Source organism: Streptomyces sp. NPDC029956, assembly GCF_055574655.1.
This window is the reverse complement of sequence record NZ_JBVHZJ010000001.1, coordinates 79,881-98,324: the sequence shown is the minus strand read 5'-3', so window position 1 is coordinate 98,324 and position 18,444 is coordinate 79,881. Positions and strand designations below refer to the sequence as shown.

General features: G+C 73.8%; 15 protein-coding genes. 7 read left to right on the top strand and 8 right to left on the bottom strand.

All coding sequences use genetic code 11. The features are described from left to right. Positions 1 to 254: 254 nt before the first annotated feature. Complete coding sequence (locus ACZ4XX_RS00385) at positions 255 to 2,084, bottom strand: ABC transporter ATP-binding protein (protein ID WP_468505765.1); 1,830 nt, start codon at positions 2,082 to 2,084, stop codon at positions 255 to 257. Between the two features lie 74 nt (positions 2,085 to 2,158). Beyond that, entirely contained in the window at positions 2,159 to 3,856 is a 1,698-nt protein-coding gene (locus ACZ4XX_RS00380; protein ID WP_468505764.1) for an ABC transporter ATP-binding protein, read from the bottom strand. A 228-nt stretch (positions 3,857 to 4,084) separates the two neighbouring features. On the opposite strand from ACZ4XX_RS00380, the gene ACZ4XX_RS00375 reads away from it, so the two are divergent. From ACZ4XX_RS00375 to ACZ4XX_RS00360, 4 genes are read left to right on the top strand one after another with little or no spacing between them, the layout of a single operon-like run. After that, positions 4,085 to 5,182 carry a FecCD family ABC transporter permease gene (locus ACZ4XX_RS00375; protein WP_468505763.1) on the top strand — a complete coding sequence of 366 codons (1,098 nt, stop codon included), beginning with the start codon at positions 4,085 to 4,087 and terminating at the stop codon, positions 5,180 to 5,182. Beyond that, a complete protein-coding gene (locus ACZ4XX_RS00370; protein ID WP_468505762.1) occupies positions 5,179 to 6,306 on the top strand; it encodes a FecCD family ABC transporter permease in 1,128 nt (375 codons plus the stop codon). Before ACZ4XX_RS00375 ends, ACZ4XX_RS00370 begins: the two co-directional genes overlap by 4 nt. Further along, positions 6,303 to 7,226, top strand: coding sequence for an ABC transporter ATP-binding protein (locus ACZ4XX_RS00365; protein ID WP_468505761.1), 924 nt, complete (start codon positions 6,303 to 6,305; stop codon positions 7,224 to 7,226). The genes ACZ4XX_RS00370 and ACZ4XX_RS00365 overlap by 4 nt, the downstream gene beginning before the upstream one ends. Before the next feature lie 50 nt (positions 7,227 to 7,276). Further along, complete coding sequence (locus tag ACZ4XX_RS00360; protein ID WP_468505760.1) at positions 7,277 to 8,851, top strand: amidohydrolase; 1,575 nt, start codon at positions 7,277 to 7,279, stop codon at positions 8,849 to 8,851. A gap of 89 nt (positions 8,852 to 8,940) precedes the next feature. On the opposite strand, the gene ACZ4XX_RS00355 is transcribed toward ACZ4XX_RS00360, so the two are convergent. The 6 genes from ACZ4XX_RS00355 to ACZ4XX_RS00330 all read right to left on the bottom strand — a co-directional run bounded on the left by ACZ4XX_RS00355 (position 8,941) and on the right by ACZ4XX_RS00330 (position 15,218). After that, the gene (locus ACZ4XX_RS00355) at positions 8,941 to 10,128 is read right to left on the bottom strand and encodes an acetylornithine transaminase (RefSeq protein ID WP_468505759.1); all 1,188 of its coding nucleotides are present in this window, start codon (positions 10,126 to 10,128) and stop codon (positions 8,941 to 8,943) included. Then, entirely contained in the window at positions 10,125 to 11,150 is a 1,026-nt protein-coding gene (argB, locus tag ACZ4XX_RS00350) for an acetylglutamate kinase (protein WP_468505758.1), read from the bottom strand. Before argB ends, ACZ4XX_RS00355 begins: the two co-directional genes overlap by 4 nt. Positions 11,151 to 11,167: 17 nt before the next feature. After that, complete coding sequence (argJ, locus tag ACZ4XX_RS00345) at positions 11,168 to 12,319, bottom strand: bifunctional glutamate N-acetyltransferase/amino-acid acetyltransferase ArgJ (protein ID WP_468505757.1); 1,152 nt, start codon at positions 12,317 to 12,319, stop codon at positions 11,168 to 11,170. Continuing rightward, the gene (gene argC / locus ACZ4XX_RS00340; protein WP_468505756.1) at positions 12,316 to 13,356 is read right to left on the bottom strand and encodes an N-acetyl-gamma-glutamyl-phosphate reductase; all 1,041 of its coding nucleotides are present in this window, start codon (positions 13,354 to 13,356) and stop codon (positions 12,316 to 12,318) included. Before argC ends, argJ begins: the two co-directional genes overlap by 4 nt. Before the next feature lie 310 nt (positions 13,357 to 13,666). Then, complete coding sequence (locus tag ACZ4XX_RS00335; RefSeq protein WP_468505755.1) at positions 13,667 to 14,401, bottom strand: hypothetical protein; 735 nt, start codon at positions 14,399 to 14,401, stop codon at positions 13,667 to 13,669. 178 nt (positions 14,402 to 14,579) lie between these two features. Next, positions 14,580 to 15,218, bottom strand: a complete 639-nt coding sequence (locus ACZ4XX_RS00330) for a beta-glucanase (protein ID WP_468505925.1) — start codon at positions 15,216 to 15,218, stop codon at positions 14,580 to 14,582. A gap of 275 nt (positions 15,219 to 15,493) precedes the next feature. Between ACZ4XX_RS00330 and ACZ4XX_RS00325 the strand changes: the two genes are divergently transcribed. From ACZ4XX_RS00325 to ACZ4XX_RS00315, 3 genes are all read left to right on the top strand, one after another. Then, positions 15,494 to 16,231 (top strand): TetR/AcrR family transcriptional regulator, encoded by a 738-nt coding sequence (locus tag ACZ4XX_RS00325; RefSeq protein ID WP_468505754.1) that lies wholly within the window; start codon positions 15,494 to 15,496, stop codon positions 16,229 to 16,231. 111 nt (positions 16,232 to 16,342) lie between these two features. Continuing rightward, positions 16,343 to 17,119 carry an SDR family NAD(P)-dependent oxidoreductase gene (locus tag ACZ4XX_RS00320; protein ID WP_468505753.1) on the top strand — a complete coding sequence of 259 codons (777 nt, stop codon included), beginning with the start codon at positions 16,343 to 16,345 and terminating at the stop codon, positions 17,117 to 17,119. A 60-nt stretch (positions 17,120 to 17,179) separates the two neighbouring features. Further along, positions 17,180 to 18,220 carry an NAD(P)-dependent alcohol dehydrogenase gene (locus ACZ4XX_RS00315; RefSeq protein ID WP_468505752.1) on the top strand — a complete coding sequence of 347 codons (1,041 nt, stop codon included), beginning with the start codon at positions 17,180 to 17,182 and terminating at the stop codon, positions 18,218 to 18,220. The last annotated feature ends 224 nt before the right edge of the window (positions 18,221 to 18,444 follow it).

The following is an 18,444-nucleotide window of genomic DNA, read 5'->3' as shown; positions in this document are numbered from 1 at the left end:
GCGGCGGTGTGCGTGGTGGGTGGTGAGGGGCGCGGTGTGGCGCGGCGGAGCGCCGCGCGCGCGACGCGGCCGGGCGCGGCGTGCGGCGGGGCGTGCGGCGGGGCACGGTGCCGTGCGACACGACCGCCGAGGGATGCCGCCCGCCGCGCGCCCGTGCCCCTCGGACGACGGGGGCCGGCCAGGGCGCCGACAGCTCGAAAGGGGGCGGTACGACTCTCGTCGTACCGCCCCCTTGGGCGTGCCGCCGCCGGTTCTCAGGCGACCGGTGAGGCCTGGGCGTCGGGGTCCGGCGCCTGCCGGGGCACCTGCTCCCCGGGCTCCCGGCGGCTGGCCGACCACGCGGCCCACAGCACGGCGTACCGGCCGCCCGCCGCCACCAGTTCCTCGTGCGTGCCGGTCTCCACGACCCGGCCCTGGTCGAGGACGACCACCCGGTCGGCGGCCGCGGCCTGCGGCAGCCGGTGCGCGACGAGCAGCCCCGTGCGGCCCTCCAGGGCCCGCGCCGCCGCCTCCTCCAGGACGCGCGCGCCGGCGCTGCCCGCGTCGGCGGTGGCCTCGTCGAGGATCGCGATCGGCGGGTCCGCCAGGACCAGCCGGGCCAGAGCCAGGTGCTGCGCCTGCGTCACCGTCAGCCGGTGCCCGCCCTCCCCGACGACGGTGGCGAGACCCTCGGGCAGCGCCTCGGCCCACTCCAGCGCGTCGACCCGGTCGAGCGCCGCGCGAAGCTGCTCGTCGTCGGCCTCGGGCCGGGCGAGACGCAGGTCGTCGGCGAGGGTCCCGGCGAAGACGTGCACCTCCTGGCTGATGAGCGCCACCGCACGGCGGACCCCGGCCGGGCCCAGTTCCCCGGTGTCGATCCCGCCGAGGGCGATCGAGCCCCCGGTGGGGCTGTGGACGCCGGCGATGAGCTTGGCCAGGGTGGTCTTGCCGGCGCCGCTCGCGCCCACCAGGGCCACCCGCTCCCCGCTCCGCACCCGCAGGTCGACCTCGTGCAGGACGGGCGCGCCGGAGCCGTACGCGTGGCTGAGCCCGGACACCTCGACCGAGCCGTCGGCGAGGGCGTGCGCCTCGCTCTCGGCGCGCTCCTCGGGGAGGTTCGACACACCGACGAGGCGGGCGAAGCTCGCCCCCGCCGACTGGGCGTCGTCCAGGAGGTACAGGGTCGCGTTGATGGGGTTGAAGAGGCTGTGGAAGTACAGCGCGGCGGCCGTGGCCGTACCGATGCTGACGGAGCCGTTGTCGACCAGGACGAACCCGGTCGCGAGCATCGCGGCGAGACCGATGAACTCGCCGAGGTTGAGGCGGGAGAAGAAGCCGGTGACGATGTGGATGCCTCGCAGGCCCAGGTCACGAGCGGCCGCGGACCGCTTCTCCAGCAGGTCGGCGTGGGTGGCGTCGAGACGGAACGCCCGTACGGTCCGGACGCCGCCGACGCTGTCGAGCAGCTGGTGCTGCAGGGCCCCGGTGGCGACGCGGTGCTCGCCGTACACGGGGGCGGCCCGGCGCATGTACCAGCGCACCGAGATCACCTGGACCGGGGACGCGAGGAGCGCCGCGATCAGGAAGCGCCAGTCGAGGACGGCGAGTCCGACGAAGGTGAGCAGGATCGTCAGGGCGGAGCGGCTGAACTCCGGCAGTGCCTGCCGTACCGACTTCCCGATCATCGACACGTCGCTGGTGACCCGGGAGACCAGGTCGCCCGAGCCGGCCGCCTCGACCCGGTCCAGCGGCAGCCGCAGCGCCCGCTCGATGAACTGCTCCCGCAGCGCGGCCAGGACGGTCTCGCCCAGCCGGGCCACGAGGGTGCTGCCGACGGCCGCGGCCGCGCCCCGCGCGACGGCGACGACGACGAGCAGGACCAGGGGGAGGGTGAGTGCTGCCGCGCCCTTCTTGTCGACCACGAGGTCGACGATGTGTCCGAGCAGGGGAGCGGTGAGCAGTCCGACGGCGGTGCCGGCGACGAGGACGACCATCGCCACCGCGGCGAGGAGCCGATGGCCGTGCAGCATGGTGCGGAGCGCCGCGACGGAGTCGGCGCCGGTGGCGGTCGGCAGGAGCACGCGGTCCGGGCTGGTTCCGCTCATCGTCTGTTCCGTCTCTCTCGTCCGTCCTTCGTCCTGCCGGGGCCGGCTGTCGGTCCGTGTCTCGTCGGCGAGCGTCATGCGAGCACCGCCGCCCGGTACGTCGCGTCGGCCGCGAGGAGTTCGGTGTGGCGGCCGGTCGCCTGTACGGCGCCGTCCTCCAGGACGATCACCCGGTCGGTCACGGCGAGGAGGGCGGGGCTGGTGGTGACCAGGATCGTGGTGCGGTCGCGGCGGACCTCGCGGAGCCGGGCGGCGATGTGGGACTCGGTGACGGTGTCCACCGCGGTCGTCGGGTCGTGCAGCACGAGGACGGGCCGGTCGGCGGCGAGCGCACGGGCGAGGGCGACGCGCTGGCGCTGACCGCCGGAGAGCGAGCGGCCGCGTTCGGCGAGGAGGGTGTCCGCGCCGTCCGGGAGGAGCCGGGCGACGTCGTCGGCGGCCGAGGCCCGGAGGGCCCGCTCGACGGCCGGGGCGTCGTCGGCGGCCCCGGCCCGGACGTTGTCGAGCAGCGTGCTCTCGAACAGGTCGGCGTCGTGGTGGGCGACCAGGACGACCCGGCGCAGCGCGTCGGGGTCGAGCGAGGTCAGCGGAGTGCCGTCGAGCTCGACGGCGCCCTCGGAGGGGTCGGCCTCACGGGCCAGGCAGACGAGGAGGTCGTTGGCCGCGGCGGCGTCCCGGGCGACGATCCCGGTCAGGCTGCCGGCCGGGAGTTCCAGGTCGACGCCCCGGAGCGCGCCGAGCGTCACCCCGCGCAGGGCGACATGTCCGGCGGCCCCGTCGGCGGGCACGTCGTGTCCGGTCCCGACGGCCTCGGGCGAGGCGAGCACCTCGGCGATCCGCTTGGCGGAGGCGCGGCCCTGGGCGAGTTCGGCGTTCACGTAGCCGAGCAGCTGGAACGGGCCGAGGAGGAACTGCGCGAGACCGACGGCGGCGACCAGGTCGCCGACGCTGATGGTGCCGTCCATGGCGAGGTACGCGCCGACCACGCCGATGACGGCGATGAAGACGCCGGTCAGGGCGAGGACGGCGCCCTCGTGTCCGGCCCGGCTGCGCGCGGCGCGCAGGGCGGCGGACAACGAGTCCTGGCTCGTGGTGCGGTAGCGGGCCACGGCCGCCGACTCGGCGCCCATGCCCTTGAGGACGCGGAGTCCGGAGACGAGGTCGGCGGCGACGCCCGAGGCGTGGGCGGCCCGCTCCTGCTCGGCCTCGCTGCGCTGTTCGAGCGGCCGGCTGATGCGGTGCCCGAGCCACAGCAGGGGCGGGATGCCGAGGAGGACGAGCAGGCCGAGGGGGACGGAGATCCTGAGGAGTGCGACGGCGCTGATCACGAGGGCGGCGACCGCCGACACCCCGTACGCGATGACGGTCGCCACCGAGCCCACACGGCGGGCGTCGTTGGTGGCGATGCTGGTCAGCGCGCCGGGGAGGCGGTTCGCGTCGGCGCCGCCCCGGGGGTCGAGCACCCGGGCGGCCAGGTCGAGCCGGAGCCGGTGCGCGGCGAGTTCGCCGCTGCCCTCGGTGATCCGGGCGCTGGTGCGGTAGCAGGTCGACAGGACCAGGAAGAGCACGGCGAGGACGATGAGCAGGCGCAGCAGCGCCGAGGAGGAGCCGGTGGCGACTGCCGTGTCGATGGTGGCGCCGATGACCACCGGCACCAGGGCCTCGCAGCCCTGGTGGGTCATACCGAGCAGAGACGCCGTGATCACTCGGCGGCGTTGTCCTCTGATCGCCTGGCGGAGGACAAGTCCCCCCGTCGGTCCGCCCGTTGGCATGAGACTCCTTCACGGAGGTAGATGGTTGGTTAGGTAAGCCTACTCTGAGTTCGGTAGGGGTCGGGGCGGGTCGTGGGGAGGCCGGGGGGCCCTCGGGCGGGGTGTCGGACGGGTCCTGTCCGGCGCGTTGACCTCAAGTCGCGGTTCGGTTAGCCTCACCTAAGTCGTGATCCTTCGGTCTCGCGCCGCCAGGTTCCCGCCGTACATCTGTACCGCCGCCAGGGGGAGTTGTCGTTGTCCGTCGAATCCCGGGTGGTGCAGGGACAGCAGCCCCAGGAGCGACCCGCGGAGAGGCCCCCGGGCCCCGGCGCCCGCGGTTCGGGCCGTACCGGGGCCGCGTTCCGGGGACTGGGACTGGTCGTCGGCCTCGCCGCCCTCGTCCTGGTCGGACTGCTCAGCGTATGGGTGGGCACCCGGGGCATCCCCTTCACCGCCACGTGGGACGCGCTGTGGAACCCCGACGGGTCGGAGACGTCGGTCATCATCCATGACTACCGCATCCCCCGTACCCTCCTCGGCATCCTCGTCGGCCTCGCCCTCGGTCTGGCCGGCGCCCTGATGCAGGCCCTGACCCGCAATCCGCTCGCCGACCCCGGCATGCTCGGCGTCAACCTCGGCGCTTCCGCCGGCGTCGTCGTGGCCATCGCCTTCTTCGGCGTCGTGGCCCCGCTCGGCTACGTGTGGTTCGCCCTCGCCGGCGCCGCCGCCGCGTCCGTCGGCGTCTACCTGCTCGGCTCCTCCGGCCGGAAGCTCGCCTCGCCCGAGCGGCTCGTCGTCGCCGGCGCCGCCGTCACCGCCGTGCTGTACGCCTTCAACTGGGCGATCCTGCTGCTCAACCCACGGGCCTTCGACCAGTTCCGCTTCTGGACCGTCGGCTCCCTCGCCGGCCGCTACTACGACATCGTCGTGATGGCCCTGCCCTTCATCGGCATCGGCCTCGTCGTCGCCCTCGTCCTCGCCCCCTCGCTCAACGCCCTGGCCATGGGCGACCAGATGGGCCGGGCCCTCGGCGTCAACGTCGGCCGGACCCGTGCCCTGGGAGCCGTCGCCGTGATGCTCCTGTGCGGGGCCGCCACCGCCGCCGCCGGACCGATCGGCTTCGTGGGCCTCGCCGTACCGCACATCGCCCGGTTCGTCGTCGGACCCGACCAGCGGTGGGTGTTCGCGTACTCGATGCTGATCGCCCCCGTCCTGCTCCTGGGCTCGGACGTCCTCGGCCGGGTGCTCGGCGCCCCCGGCGAGCTCCAGGTCGGCATCGTCACCGCGTTCGTCGGCGCCCCCCTGTTCATCGCCCTGTGCCGCCGCCGAAAGCTGGTCATGCTGTGACTGCCGTACCGGAGGCGAAGGCCTCCGCGCCCGACCCGACGCCCCGCGAGGGGCCCGGCGTGGCGACCGTGCCGGACCTGCCCCGAGTCATCACCGGCCGGGTCGTCCGCACCCGCTCCGGGCGCGTCTCCCTGCGCGTCCAGGGCCGCACCGCCGCCACCGCGGCCCTCCTCGTCGCCCTCCTCCTCGTCGCCGGCATCACCCTGACCACCGGCGACTTCGACCTCTCCGTCAGCGAGGTCGTCCAGGCGCTGACCGGGAACGGGACCGGGATCGCCGACTTCGTCGTCAACACCCTCCGCATGCCACGCCTGGTGACCGCGCTGTGCGTCGGCGCGGCCCTCGCCGTCAGCGGCGCCATCCTGCAGAGCATCACGGGCAACCCCCTGGGCAGCCCCGACATCATCGGCTTCACCAACGGCTCCGCCGTCGGCGCCCTCGTCGTCATCGTCATGCTGCACGGCAGCATGACCGAGATCGCGCTCGGCGCCCTCGTCGGCGGCCTCGGCACCGCCCTCGCCGTCCACCTCCTGATGATCGGCCGGGGCATCCAGGGCTTCCGCCTCGTCGTCGTCGGCATCGGCGTCAGCGCCCTGCTCCTCGCCGTCAACTCGTACCTGATCACCCGCGCCACCTTCCAGGAGGCCCTGGAGGCGCAGTCCTGGCTGATCGGCAGCCTGGGCAACCGGCTCTGGACGCACGCCCAGGCCATCGGCATCGCCGTCGCCGTCCTGCTGCCCCTCGCCTTCTTCCTCTCCCGCCGCCTCTCCATGGTCGAGATGGGCGACACCACCGCCATGGCCCTCGGCGTCGATGTCACCCGCACCCGCACCCTGCTGCTCGTGATCAGCGTCGCCCTGGCCGCGTTCGCCACCGCCGTGACCGGACCCATCTGGTTCGTCGCCCTGGCCGCCCCCCAGGTGGCCCGCAAGATCACCGGCTCGTCCGGGCCCGCCCTGCTGCCGTCCGCCCTCATGGGCGCCGTCATGCTCGCCCTGAGCGACCTCGCCGTGCAGCGCGTCTTCGCCCCCGCGCTCCTCCCGGTGGGCACGGCGACCGGCTGCGTCGGCGGCCTCTACCTCATCTGGCTACTGGTCACCGAGTCGCGAAAGAGCCGCGCATGATAGCAACGAACCGTCCGGCCTCCCGCCTCCGCGCCGAGAACCTGACCCTCTCCTACGACCAGCGGACGGTGGCGACCGACCTCGACGTCGAGATCCCCGACCGCTCCTTCACGGTCATCATCGGGCCCAACGCCTGCGGCAAGTCCACCCTGCTCACCGCCCTCGCCCGGATGCTGAAGCCGCGCGCCGGGCAGGTCTACCTGGACGGCGCCGCCATCGCCTCGTACCGCTCCCGCGAGGTCGCCCGCCGGCTCGGCCTGCTCCCGCAGTCCTCCACCGCGCCCGGCGGCATCACGGTGGGCGACCTCGTGGCCCGAGGCCGCTACCCCCACCAGGGCCTCCTGAGGCAGTGGTCCGCCGACGACGAGACGGCCGTGGTCGAGGCGATGCGGCAGACCGGCGTGCTCGAACTCGCCGACCGCCCCGTCGACGACCTGTCCGGCGGCCAGCGCCAGCGCGTCTGGCTCTCCATGGTCCTGGCCCAGCAGACCGAGATCCTGCTGCTCGACGAGCCGACCACCTTCCTCGACATCGCCCACCAGGTCGAGGTCCTCGACCTGTGCGCCGAACTCCACGCCCGCCGCGGCCACACGATCGTGGCCGTCCTGCACGACCTCAACCAGGCCTGCCGGTACGCCACCCACCTCATCGTGATGCGCCCCGGCGGCATCGTCGCGGCCGAGGGCGACCCGTCGACCGTCATGACCGCCGAGCTGGTCGAGGACGTCTTCGGCCTGCCCTGCCGGATCATCCCCGACCCCGAGACCGGCACACCGCTCATGGTGCCCGCCGCGCCGAAGGGGTACGCCCCGGCCGGGGGGACGGGCACGACCGACGCCGACGCCGACACGGACGCCGAGGGGAAGGCGAACGGGAACGGGCCGGCCACGGCCGGCACCGTGATGGCCAAGACCTCCTGACGACAGCGACAGCGACAGCCACAGCGACCGGAAACGGGAACGGACTGCCCATGCTCTGTACGAGGCTGACGAACGCGCGCATTCTCACCATGGACCCGGACCACCCCGTCGCCCACGACCTCGGCATCTGGCGGGGACGCATCGTGGGCCTGGACGAGGCCGTGACCTCCCTCCCCGCCCGCGAGGTCGTCGACCTCCAGGGCGCCACCGTGCTGCCCGGCTTCATCGACAGCCACGTCCACCTGGCATGGGCGGGGCTGAGGGCGGACACCCCGAGCATCGCTCCCTGCGAGCGGATCGAGGACGTCCTCGCCGTCATCGGGGAGGCCGCCTCCCGGAAGGCCGAGCCGGGCGCCTGGGTCGACGTCGCCGGCTACGACCAGCGGGCTCTGGGACGCCACCTCACCGCCGCCGAGATCGACCGGGTCAGCCAGGGCCGCAAGATCTTCCTCATGCACGACTCCGGTCACGCCTGCGTCGTCAACAGCGTCGTCCTCGACCTCCTTCCGGCCGACGTGCCGCACCAGGACGGCTTCCTCGCCGAGAGCGCCATGACCGCCGTACGGCGACTCCGGCTGCCGTACTCCCAGGAGGAACTCGCCGACGCGATCGAGCGCGCCGGCCGCACCTGCCTCGCCGAGGGAGTCACCGCCTGCGCCGAAGCCGGCATCGGCGGCGGCCTCCTCGGACACAGCCCCGTCGAACTCGGCGCGTACCAACTCCTCAGGGACCAGGGGCGACTGCCCCTCCGCGTCCAGCTCATGGCCGCGGGCGACACCCTCCGCCCGCGCGCCGCGCACCGGGACGACGGCATCCCGCGCGCCCTCGACCTCGGCCTGCGCACCGGCTTCGGCGACGACTGGCTCTCCCTCGGAGCCCTCAAGATCTACACCGACGGCGGCATGATGGCCCGTACGGCGGCCCTCACCGACCCGTACGAGGGCATGTCCCACACGGGACAGTTCCAGGACGAGCCCGAACGCATCGCGGACCTCATCGTGGACGGCCACCTCGCCGGATGGCAGCTCGCCGTCCACGCCATCGGCGATCGCGCCGCCGACCTCGCCCTGGACGCCCTGGAACGCGCGCAGCGGCTCCGGCCCCGCCCGGCCGCCCGGCACCGCGTGGAGCACGCCGGTCTGATCCGCCCGGACCAGCTGCCACGCTTCGCCCGGCTCGGCGTCAGCGCCGTGGTCCAGCCCAACTTCCTCCGCTACTTCGGCGACGACTACGCGGACGTCATGGGGGAGCAGCGGGCGCCCTGGATGTACCGCGGCCGCGGCTTCCTCGACCACGGCGTCACCCTCGTCGGCAGCTCCGACCGGCCGGTCACCGACGGCTCGCCGCTCCGCGCGATCCAGTTCATGGTCGAACGCGCCTCCACCACCGGCCGTGCGATCGGCCCGGACGAGGGCATCACCGTCGACGAGGCCCTGCACGCCTACACGGTGGCCGGCGCGTACGCCTGCCACTGGGACGACAGCGCGGGCAGCCTCACGCCCGGCAAGCGCGCCGACCTGGTGGTCCTCGGAGACGACCCCCGGGCCGTCGGGACCTCGCGGATCGGGGACATCGAGGTCGTGGCGACGTACGTGGACGGGCGGACCGAGCCGGGGAAGGGCTGACTCCCGCACCGACGGCGGTCGGGTGACCTCGTCGGCCGGTCGGGCAGGGGCGGGAAGCCCCCCGGCCGACCGGCCGGGGGGGCAGGGAATCAGCGGACCTGGTGCGCGTCCAGGATCTCCGGCAACGCCGCCACCAGCGACTCGACCTGACGCGCCGACACGGTCAGCGCCGGAGCCAGGCGTACGGTCCCGGGGCCGGCGGCGTTGACGAGGAACCCGGCCTCCTGCGCCGCCTCCTGGACCCGGACGGCGACCGGCTCGGTCAGGACGACGCCGAGCAGCAGCCCCGCGCCCCGGACCCCGGCCACCAGGGGATGCTTCAGCGCCTCCACCCCCGTCCGCAGCAGCTCACCCATCCGTACGGTGTGTTCCAGGAGGCCCTCCGCCGCGATGGTCTCGAGCACCGCCGAACCCGCCGCGCAGGCCACCGGATTGCCGCCGAAGGTCGACCCGTGCTGGCCGGGTCCCAGCAGCTCACCGGCCGCCCCGAACGCCACCGTGGCACCGATCGGAAGACCGCCACCCAGCCCCTTGGCCAGCGTCACCACGTCCGGGTCCACGCCACGCTCGGCCTGGTGCGCGAACCAGTGACCCGTCCTGCCGATCCCGGTCTGCACCTCGTCCAGGACGAGCAGACTGCCCGCGGCGCGGGTGATCGCCCGCGCGGCCCGCAGATACCCGTCGGGCGCGGGGATCACGCCCGCCTCGCCCTGCACGGGTTCGACGAAGACCGCCGCCGTGTCCTCCGAGACCGCCGCACGCAGGGCCTCGACGTCGCCGAACGGCACGTGCGTCACGTCCCCCGGCAGCGGCAGGAACGGCTCGCGCTTCGCCTGCTGGCCCGTGACCGCCAGGGCGCCCATGGTGCGGCCGTGGAAGCCGCGCTCCATCGCGACGAACCGCGGCCGCCCGGTCCGCCGGGCGGCCTTGAAGGCCGCTTCGACGGCCTCCGCGCCGGAGTTGGAGAAGAAGACCCGGCCGCCCGGCCTCCCGAACAGCCCGAGGAGTCGTTCCGCGAGCGCCACCGGGGGCTCGGCGACGAACAGGTTCGAGACATGACCGAGCCGTGCGACCTGATCGGTGACGGCCGCGACCACGGCGGGGTGGCCGTGCCCGAGGGTGTTGACCGCGATCCCGCCGGTGAAGTCCGTGTACGCATGGCCGGCCTCGTCCCAGACGGTGCAGCCCTCGCCGCGGACCAGGGCCAGCGGGGGAGTGCCGTAGTTGTTCATCATCACGGCACGCCAGCGGTTCCTGAGGGGAACGGTGACGGTCATGCGCGGGTCTCCCCCTCGTGCGGAGCGACGGCCGGGGCGGCGCCCGGCGTGGTGTCCCGCGTGAGGTCCCGTGCCTCGTCGGGCAGGACCGTGGTGCCGGGGTTCTCCTCCGTGAGGACACCCCGGAGGACGGCGTGCGGGGTGCGCCCGTCGAGGACGTGCACCCGCCCCACTCCGGACCGCACCGCCCGCAGGCAGCCCTCCATCTTCGGCAGCATCCCGCCCGCGAGCCCGGGGAGCAGCGTCGCCAGCTCTTCGGCCGTCAGCCGGGGTATCACCTCCGTGCTCCGCGGCCAGTCCGCGTACAGGCCGGGGACGTCGGTGAGCATCACGAGCCGGTCGGCGCCGAGGGCGACGGCCAGGGCCGAGGCCGCGAGATCGGCGTTCACGTTGTAGACCTGTCCGTCCGCACCGCGTGCGACGGGGGACACGACCGGGATACGGCCGCCGGCGAGGAGGTTCCGCACGGTGTCGGGGGCGACGTGCACGATGTCGCCGACGAGACCGATGTCGACGGGCCGGCCGTCCACCCAGGCCGGGCGGCGTACGGCGGTCAGGGTGTGGGCGTCCTCGCCCGACATGCCGACGGCGAAGGGCCCGTGGGCGTTGATGGCGCCGACCAGGTCCCGCTGGACCTGCCCGGTCAGCACCATGCGGACGATGTCCATGGCCTCCGGGGTGGTCACCCGCATGCCCGCCTCGAACCGGACCTCCAGGGCGAGGCGGTCGAGCATCGAGCTGATCTGGGGACCGCCGCCGTGCACCACGACCGGGTGCAGGCCGGCCTGCCACAGCTCGACGACGTCCTGGGCGAACGACTTCCGGAGCGCCGGGTCCTCCAGGGTGCTGCCACCGCACTTGACGACGACGGTCCGGCCCTGGAGCTCCTCGGACCACGGCACGTCGGTGGCCGGGAGGCCGACGGCGCCCGTACGTGCTCCGACGCCCACCCTCTCCGCGGCGTCCGCGCGCTGTACGACGTCCGCGCCTCCCCCGGCGGGCTGCTCGCCGAGCGTCCTCATCCTCGTACTCCCTCGGCTCATGAGCTGTAGGCGCTGTTCTCGTGCACGTACTCGGCGGTCAGATCGTTGGTCCAGATCCGAGCGGACGCCTCTCCGGCGCGCAGGTCGACCGTGACGGTGATCCGTCGGCCGGACATGACGACCTTCTCGCGGGGCTCCCCGGCAGCGCCGTCCCGGCAGACCCACACACCGTTGATGGCCACGTCCAGGCGGTCGGGGTCGAACTCCGCGTCGGTGGTGCCGATCGCCGAGAGCACCCGGCCCCAGTTCGGGTCCTCGCCGTGCAGGGCGCACTTGAGGAGGTTGTTCCGGGCGATCGAGCGGCCCACGGTCACGGCGTCGTCCTCGGACGCGGCGCCGACGACCGCCACCTCGATCTCCTTCGACGCGCCTTCGGCGTCCGCGACGAGCTGGCGGGCGAGGTCCAGGCAGACGGCGTGCACCGCCTCGGCGAGGTCCGTGTCCGCCGGGGTCACGCCGGACGCGCCCGAGGCGAGCAGCAGCACGGTGTCGTTGGTGGACATGCACCCGTCGGAGTCGACCCGGTCGAAGGTGGTGCGTACGGCCGCGCGCAGCGCGGAGTCGAGCGACGTGTCGGCCGCGACGGCGTCGGTGGTGAGGACCACGAGCATGGTCGCGAGACCGGGCGCGAGCATTCCCGCACCCTTCGCCATACCGCCGACGGTCCAGCCGTCCCGGGTCAGGACGGCGGTCTTGTGCACGGAGTCGGTGGTCTTGATCGCCACGGCCGCGTCCTCGCCCCCGTCGGAGGTGAGCTGTTCCGCCGCGCGGGCGATGCCGGCGGCGACCCGCTCCATGGGCAGGGGCACGCCGATGAGTCCGGTGGAGCAGACGGCTATGTCCTCCGGGGCCGCCCCGATCGCCGTGGCGGTCCGCTCGGCCATCGTCCGGGCGTCGTGGGCGCCGGAGGGGCCCGTACACGCGTTGGCGCCGCCGGAGTTCAGGACGACGGCGGTCACCCGGCCGTCGGCGAGGGCCCGGCGCGTCCAGTGGACGGGGGCGGCCTGGACCCGGTTGGAGGTGAAGACTCCCGCGGCGGCCGACGCGGGGCCCTGGTTCACCACCAGGGCGAGATCGGGATCGCCGGACGCCTTGATGCCGGCGGCGACCCCGCAGGCGAGGAATCCTCGGGCGGCGGTCACGGTCACGGAGCCACTCCATTCATGGGCAGGCCGAGCCCTTCGGGCAGGCCGAGGGCGACGTTCATGCTCTGCACCGCGCCACCGGCGGTGCCCTTCGTCAGGTTGTCGATCGCGCTCACGCAGATGAGGCGGCGGGCGGCGGGGTCGAGCGCCACCTGCACGTGCACGGTGTTGGATCCGAGCACCGAGGCCGTGGACGGCCACTGGCCCTGCGGTAGCAGCCGGACGAACGGTTCGGTCGCGTACGCGGCCTCGAAGACCTCACGGACCTCGTCGAGCCCCCCGTCGGCGTCCACGTCGGGGCGCAGCCGCGCGGAGCAGGTGGCGAGGATGCCGCGGGGCATCGGGGCGAGGGTGGGGGTGAAGGACACGGTCACCGGCTCGCCCGCCACGAGGGACAGGTTCTGAGTGAGCTCGGGGGTGTGCCGGTGGCCGCCGCCGACGCCGTACGGGGTCATGGACCCCATCACCTCCGAGCCGAGCAGATGCGGCGTGGCCGCACGGCCGGCCCCCGAGGTCCCGCTGGCCGCCACGACGACGACCTCGGGTTCCACCAGGCGGGCGGCGTGCGCCGGGTAGAGCGCGAGGGTGACGGCGGTCGGGTAGCAGCCCGGGACGGCGATCCGCGTGGCCCCCTTCAGGTCGTCCCGGGCGCCGGGCATCTCGGGGAGCCCGTAGGGCCAGGTGCCCGCGTGCTCGGAGCCGTAGAAACGTCGCCACTCGACCGGGTCGCGCAGGCGGAAGTCCGCCCCGCAGTCGACGATCAGGGTGTCGCCGTCCAACCTCCCGGCGAGCGCGCCCGACTGTCCGTGCGGCAGTGCCAGGAACACGACGTCGTGTCCGGCGAGCGCCTCCGCCGACGTCTCCGCCAGCACCCGGTCGGCGAGCGAGGTCAGCTGGGGCTGCACCTGGCCGAGACTCCGTCCGGCACTGCTGTGCGCGGTCAGGATGCCGACTTCGACTTCGGGATGGGAGGCGAGCAGGCGGAGGATCTCCCCGCCGGCATAGCCACTGGCGCCGGCCACCGCGACCCGTGTGGTCATGTTCTTCCGTCTCTCCTGACGCGTGGGGGACGTCGGCGCACCGGCGGGGTGACACCCCGGATCGACACACCGAAACTTAACTTAGCCTAACCTAAGTAGTTCTGTCGGTGGAATCGCGGATCCATGGCGTCGCATCAGGTGAGGGGTTTTCAACGACTCTGCGGCGGAGTCGAGTTGGAGGGGTCGAGGGAGGGGGTGCCCCGCCGTCAGGCCGGCGACCCCCGTGCCGCCGTCAGGCCGACGACCCCCATGCCGCTGTCAGGCCGGCGATCCCCGTGCCGCCGTCAGGTCGGTGCACCCCGTGCCGCCGTCAGGCCGGCGACCCCCACGCCGTCGTCAGGCCGTCCAGCCAGGCCGGCGGGAGTTCGGCCGCGTCCCATTCCTCGTGCAGGGCCGACGGCGTCTCGGCCAGGCGCTCGAGCACGGCCACGCTGGTGGGGGAGTGGACGAGGGAGTAACGGCCGTGGATCGCGATCGGGCTGCCCGGGCCGTACTCCGCGTACAGCCGCTCCAGGTGTGCGTGGTGGGCGGACGCGAACTGCGTCAGCCGCCCCGGATACCCGGCCCGTTGCCGCGGGCTCATGGTGCGCAGCACGGCGCCGAGCACCTGCTCGGTGACCTCCGGGTCGAGCTCGGAGACATCGGCGAACGAGAGGTAGAGCGGTGTGACGGCCACCTTGGCACGCTCCATCTCCGCCCGCCTGACCGGGGAACGCTCGTCGGGGGCGTCGGCCGACGGGCCGGCGGTGACGGCGCGGATCAGGGCCCGCTCGGCGATGGCGCCGAGTTCGCCGGTGACGGCGAGGGCGCCGTCGGACCAGCCCGACGCGTAGGCCTCCCCCTTCTCCTGCGGTGCGCTGCGCAGGGCTTCGGTGATCTCCGCGTGCGCGACGGCGAGCGCGCCGGCCTCGACGAGCCCGATGAGTTCCTCCGCGTCGCCGGTGTAGACCCCCGCCCGCGCGAGGAGCTGGAGGAGGGTGGTCTTCGCGTTGAGCACGCTGGCCACGTCCAGCTGCTGCTGCCGTCCCTCGTCGGCGGTGTTCATGGGAGGGTCCTCCTCGTCGTACGGGCGGCGCGGTGCGGGTGCGCGGAACGCTCTGTTCGAGCCTACGCAACGCCCGTTCCTCCGGGGCCCGCATCCCCCCTCCTCCCGTGCGCGTCGCCGACGACCCCCGTACGTACGGTCCGTCACGGGACCCCTCCCACCCGCCCCGTCGGCGGGGTCAGTCCCGGTACACGCGCAACTGGGCCACCTCGTACGACATCTCCGACACCCCGGGGACCGGTGCCGGGTGGTAGCGGCCCGCGCAGACCGACAGGTTCACGATGAGGTGCGCCCGCCAGGAACGCCCCACCCCGCGGCGGTCGTCGAAGACCCGCGCGCCGTTCACCCACCACACCACGTTGCGGGCGCCGAACTCGACCCGCAGGTCGACCCAGGCCCCCGGACGGATCGCCGGGTTCCGGTAGTACAGATGCCGGCCCTTGATCCGGTTCGACAGTTCCAGGAGGTCGGGATTGTCGGGGTGGTACTCGAAGACGTCGATCTCCTGACCGCCGTCGAGCCAGGTCCAGACGGCCGGCCACGCACCCGTCTCCACCGGCAGGCGCACCCGCGCCTCCAGGACGTCGTCGGCCCGCACCAGGAAGGCCTCCGCGCTGCCCTCCGTCGTGAGCAGTCCCGCGTCCCACTTGCCGTCGGGCCTACGGGTCGCCCGGAAGACCCCGGTCCTGCTGTACGAGGGGTCCTCCACGAGGTGGTCGAGCTTGTTGTCGCCCGGATTGGTCGGCCCGCCGCCGGGATAGGCCCAGGAGCGGCCGGCGACCCACTGCTCGGCGGAGGAGAAGTCCGCGTCGAGCACGACCCGCCCCGGTGATCGTGCGGGTCCTCGGGGGCCCGTCCCCGGGCGGCCTTCCCGGCCGCCGCGCCTGAACAGCCGGTCGAAGAGGTCGGACAGCACGGCACACTCCTCTCGCGCGGGCCCGGTCGGCCCGCGAACGATCTGCCCGGCCCGGCCCGTTTCATGCGGGGAACGGCGCCTATTGGCGACAAGTCGTCACAACGGCCGCTGTGCGGTGTGACGCCGCAATCCCTCCGAATGTCCCGCTGGGACATTAATAGGTGTATGGTGCAGGTATGAGTACGGAGCGAGGAACCCGCACCCCGCGGCGTGGCCCGAAGGGGACGCGGACCCGTGAGGCGCTCGGCGAGGCCGCACTGCGGCTCGTCCTGGAGCGAGGACCGGCCGGAGTCTCCGTCGAGGACGTCACCGACGAGGTCGGCGTCTCCCGGCGCACCTTCAGCCGCTACTTCACCTCCAAGGAGGAGGCCGCCCTCGACGGCATCCGCGCCGACTGCGCACGCATCAACGAGGCCCTCGCCGCCCGCCCGGCGGGTGAGACCCCGCTCACCGCCTACCGGGCCGCGCTCCGGACCTGGCTCGCCGACCCGGTCACCCCGGCCTGGCACCGACGCGACGGGGTGCGCGAGGTCTTCCGCCTCGCCGAGAACGAAGCCTCCCTGCGCGCCGTGCTGCGGCGGGTCCTCCTGGAGGGCGAGGCGGCCTCCGTACGACTGGTCGCGGCCCGGATCGACACCGACCCGGAACACGACCTGCGGCCGGCCGTCGCCGTCGGCTCCGGAGCCGCCACACTCCTCGCGGCCACCAGGGCCTGGGTGCTCGGCGGCCCGAGGCAGGCACTGCCCGCCCTGGTGGAGGAGGCCTTCGCCCTGCTCGCGACGGAGCCACCGCCGATGGATCCGCCGTCGCAGGAGCCACGGCCCCTGAGGCAGTCGTCGACCGATCCGCATTCCGACGAACCGCGGTCGACCGATCCGTCGTCGACCGATCCGCATTCCGACGATCCGTCGTAGGCCGAGCCGCCGCTGTCCGAGCCGCCGCAGGCCGAGCGGCCCCCGCCGGTCCCGGTACGCCGGTCTCCGGCCTCATCCCCTCCCCGCACAGCCCCCTCGCAAGGAACCACCATGACGCTCTCCCCGACCATCGACCAGCCCCAGGAGTTCGCGGGCAGGAGCGCGCTCGTCACCGGCGGCGCCTCCGGCATCGGGCTCGCCGTCGCCCGCCGCCTCGCGTACGCCGGTGCGGCCGTGGCCGTCGCCGACCACGACGTGGACCGCGCGGCCGCCGCCGTCATCGAGCTGACCGAGCGCGGTGCCGAGGCCGTCGCCGTACCGATGGACGTCACCGACGACGCCTCCGTCCGTGAAGGCGTCGAGGCCGCGGTCGCCGCCTTCGGCGGCCTCCACCTGGCGGTCAACAACGCGGGCGTCGCCGGTGCACGCGTCCCGATCGCCGAGACCCCGGCCGAGGAGTGGCGGCGCGTCGTCTCCACCAACCTGGACGGCGTCTTCCACTCGCTCCGCCACGAACTCCCCGCGATCCTCGCCTCCGGCGGCGGCGCCGTCGTCAACACGGCCTCCATCCTCGGGACCAACGGCTCCGCCGGCAGCGCCGCCTACGTCGCGGCCAAGCACGGCGTCGTCGGTCTCACCAAGACGGCCGCACTCGAATACGCCTCCCAGGGGGTACGTATCAACGCCGTCGGCCCCGGCTACATCGACACCCCGCTCCTCGCCGGCATCGGGCAGGAGGCGTACGACGCCCTGGTCGCCCTCCATCCGGCAGGCCGGCTCGGCCGTGCCGAGGAGGTCGCCGAGCTCGTCGCGTTCCTGCTCTCGGAGCGTGCGTCCTTCGTCCACGGCAGCTACCACCTCGTCGACGGCGCCTACGCCGCCCGCTGAGTCCCGCGGCCGTGAACGGCGGCCGCGGACGAACGTGAAGGAACCCGGAAGGAAAGCGTCATGAAGGCACTGCAGTACCGCACGGTGGGCGCCCCGCCCGAGGTCGTCACCGTCCCCGACCCGGAACCCGGCCCCGGCCAGGTGCTCCTGAAGGTCACCGCCGCCGGAGTCTGTCACTCCGACATCGCGGTCATGAGCTGGTCCGCCGACCAGCTGCCCTTCCCGCTGCCGTTGACCCTCGGCCACGAAGGCGTGGGCACGGTGGCGGCCCTCGGGGCCGGCGCCGAGGGCTTCGCCGTCGGCGACGCCGTCGCCGTCTACGGCCCGTGGGGCTGCGGCAGCTGCTCCATGTGCGCCCAGGGCAAGGAGAACTACTGCCTGCGGGCCTCCGAACTCGGCATCAGGCCGCCGGGGCTCGGCGCCCCCGGCGCCATCGCCGAGTACATGATCGTCGACAGCCCCCGTCACCTCGTCCCGCTCGGCGGCCTCGACCCCGTCCAGGCCGTACCGCTCACGGACGCGGGCCTCACCCCGTACCACGCGGTCAAGCGCTCCCTCCCCAAGCTGGTTCCCGGGAGCACCGCCGTCGTCATCGGCACGGGCGGGCTCGGTCACGTCGCCATCCAGCTGCTGCGCGCCATGACCGCGGCCCGGGTCGTCGCCCTGGACGTCACGGAGGACAAGCTGGCCCTGGCTCGCGCCGTGGGTGCGCACGAGGCGGTGCTCTCGGACGCCGCGGCGGCTTCCGCGGTCCGCGAGCTGACGGGCGGGCGCGGCGCGGAGGTGGTCCTCGACTTCGTGGGCGTCCAGCCGACCGTGACGGCCGCCGGTGCGATGGTCGCCGTCGAGGGTGACGTCACCATCGTCGGTCTCGGCGGCGGCACCCTGCCGGTCGGATTCGGCGCCCTGCCGTACGAGGTCTCGGTCACGTCCCCGTACTGGGGAACCCGGGCCGAGCTGATCGAGGTGCTCGACCTGGCCCGCTCCGGCGCGATCGACGTCCACACGGAGACGTACAGCCTCGATGACGCCCCGAAGGCCTACGAGCGGCTGCACGAGGGGCGCGTCGACGGGCGGGCGGTCATCCTCCCGAACGGCTGATCGAGGCGACCGGCTCCCGAGCGGCTGATCCGGACGACCGACTCCCGTACGGCTGATCCGGACGACCGGCTCCCGAGCAGCTGGGCGGGCGACCGGCTCTCGAGAAGCCGGGCGGGAGACCGGTCGAGCCGCACCGAAGGGCGCGCGGGTCTGCTCGCGCACCCCAGGGGATCCTTGTTTCGGATACGCTGTATCCGAAACAGTCGATCGAGGTGCGCGTCCCC

Excerpts from the sequence above, each read along its gene's own strand:
- ACZ4XX_RS00380 (WP_468505764.1), bottom strand. The coding sequence starts at position 3,856 with ATGCCAACGGGCGGACCGACGGGGGGACTTGTCCTCCGCCAGGCGATC.
- ACZ4XX_RS00360 (WP_468505760.1), top strand. The coding sequence starts at position 7,277 with ATGCTCTGTACGAGGCTGACGAACGCGCGCATTCTCACCATGGACCCG.
- ACZ4XX_RS00320 (WP_468505753.1), top strand. The coding sequence starts at position 16,343 with ATGACGCTCTCCCCGACCATCGACCAGCCCCAGGAGTTCGCGGGCAGG.
- ACZ4XX_RS00325 (WP_468505754.1), top strand. The coding sequence starts at position 15,494 with ATGAGTACGGAGCGAGGAACCCGCACCCCGCGGCGTGGCCCGAAGGGG.
- argB (WP_468505758.1), bottom strand. The coding sequence starts at position 11,150 with ATGAGGACGCTCGGCGAGCAGCCCGCCGGGGGAGGCGCGGACGTCGTA.
- argC (WP_468505756.1), bottom strand. The coding sequence starts at position 13,356 with ATGACCACACGGGTCGCGGTGGCCGGCGCCAGTGGCTATGCCGGCGGG.
- ACZ4XX_RS00385 (WP_468505765.1), bottom strand. The coding sequence starts at position 2,084 with ATGAGCGGAACCAGCCCGGACCGCGTGCTCCTGCCGACCGCCACCGGC.
- ACZ4XX_RS00335 (WP_468505755.1), bottom strand. The coding sequence starts at position 14,401 with ATGAACACCGCCGACGAGGGACGGCAGCAGCAGCTGGACGTGGCCAGC.
- ACZ4XX_RS00315 (WP_468505752.1), top strand. The coding sequence starts at position 17,180 with ATGAAGGCACTGCAGTACCGCACGGTGGGCGCCCCGCCCGAGGTCGTC.
- ACZ4XX_RS00365 (WP_468505761.1), top strand. The coding sequence starts at position 6,303 with ATGATAGCAACGAACCGTCCGGCCTCCCGCCTCCGCGCCGAGAACCTG.
- ACZ4XX_RS00355 (WP_468505759.1), bottom strand. The coding sequence starts at position 10,128 with ATGACCGTCACCGTTCCCCTCAGGAACCGCTGGCGTGCCGTGATGATG.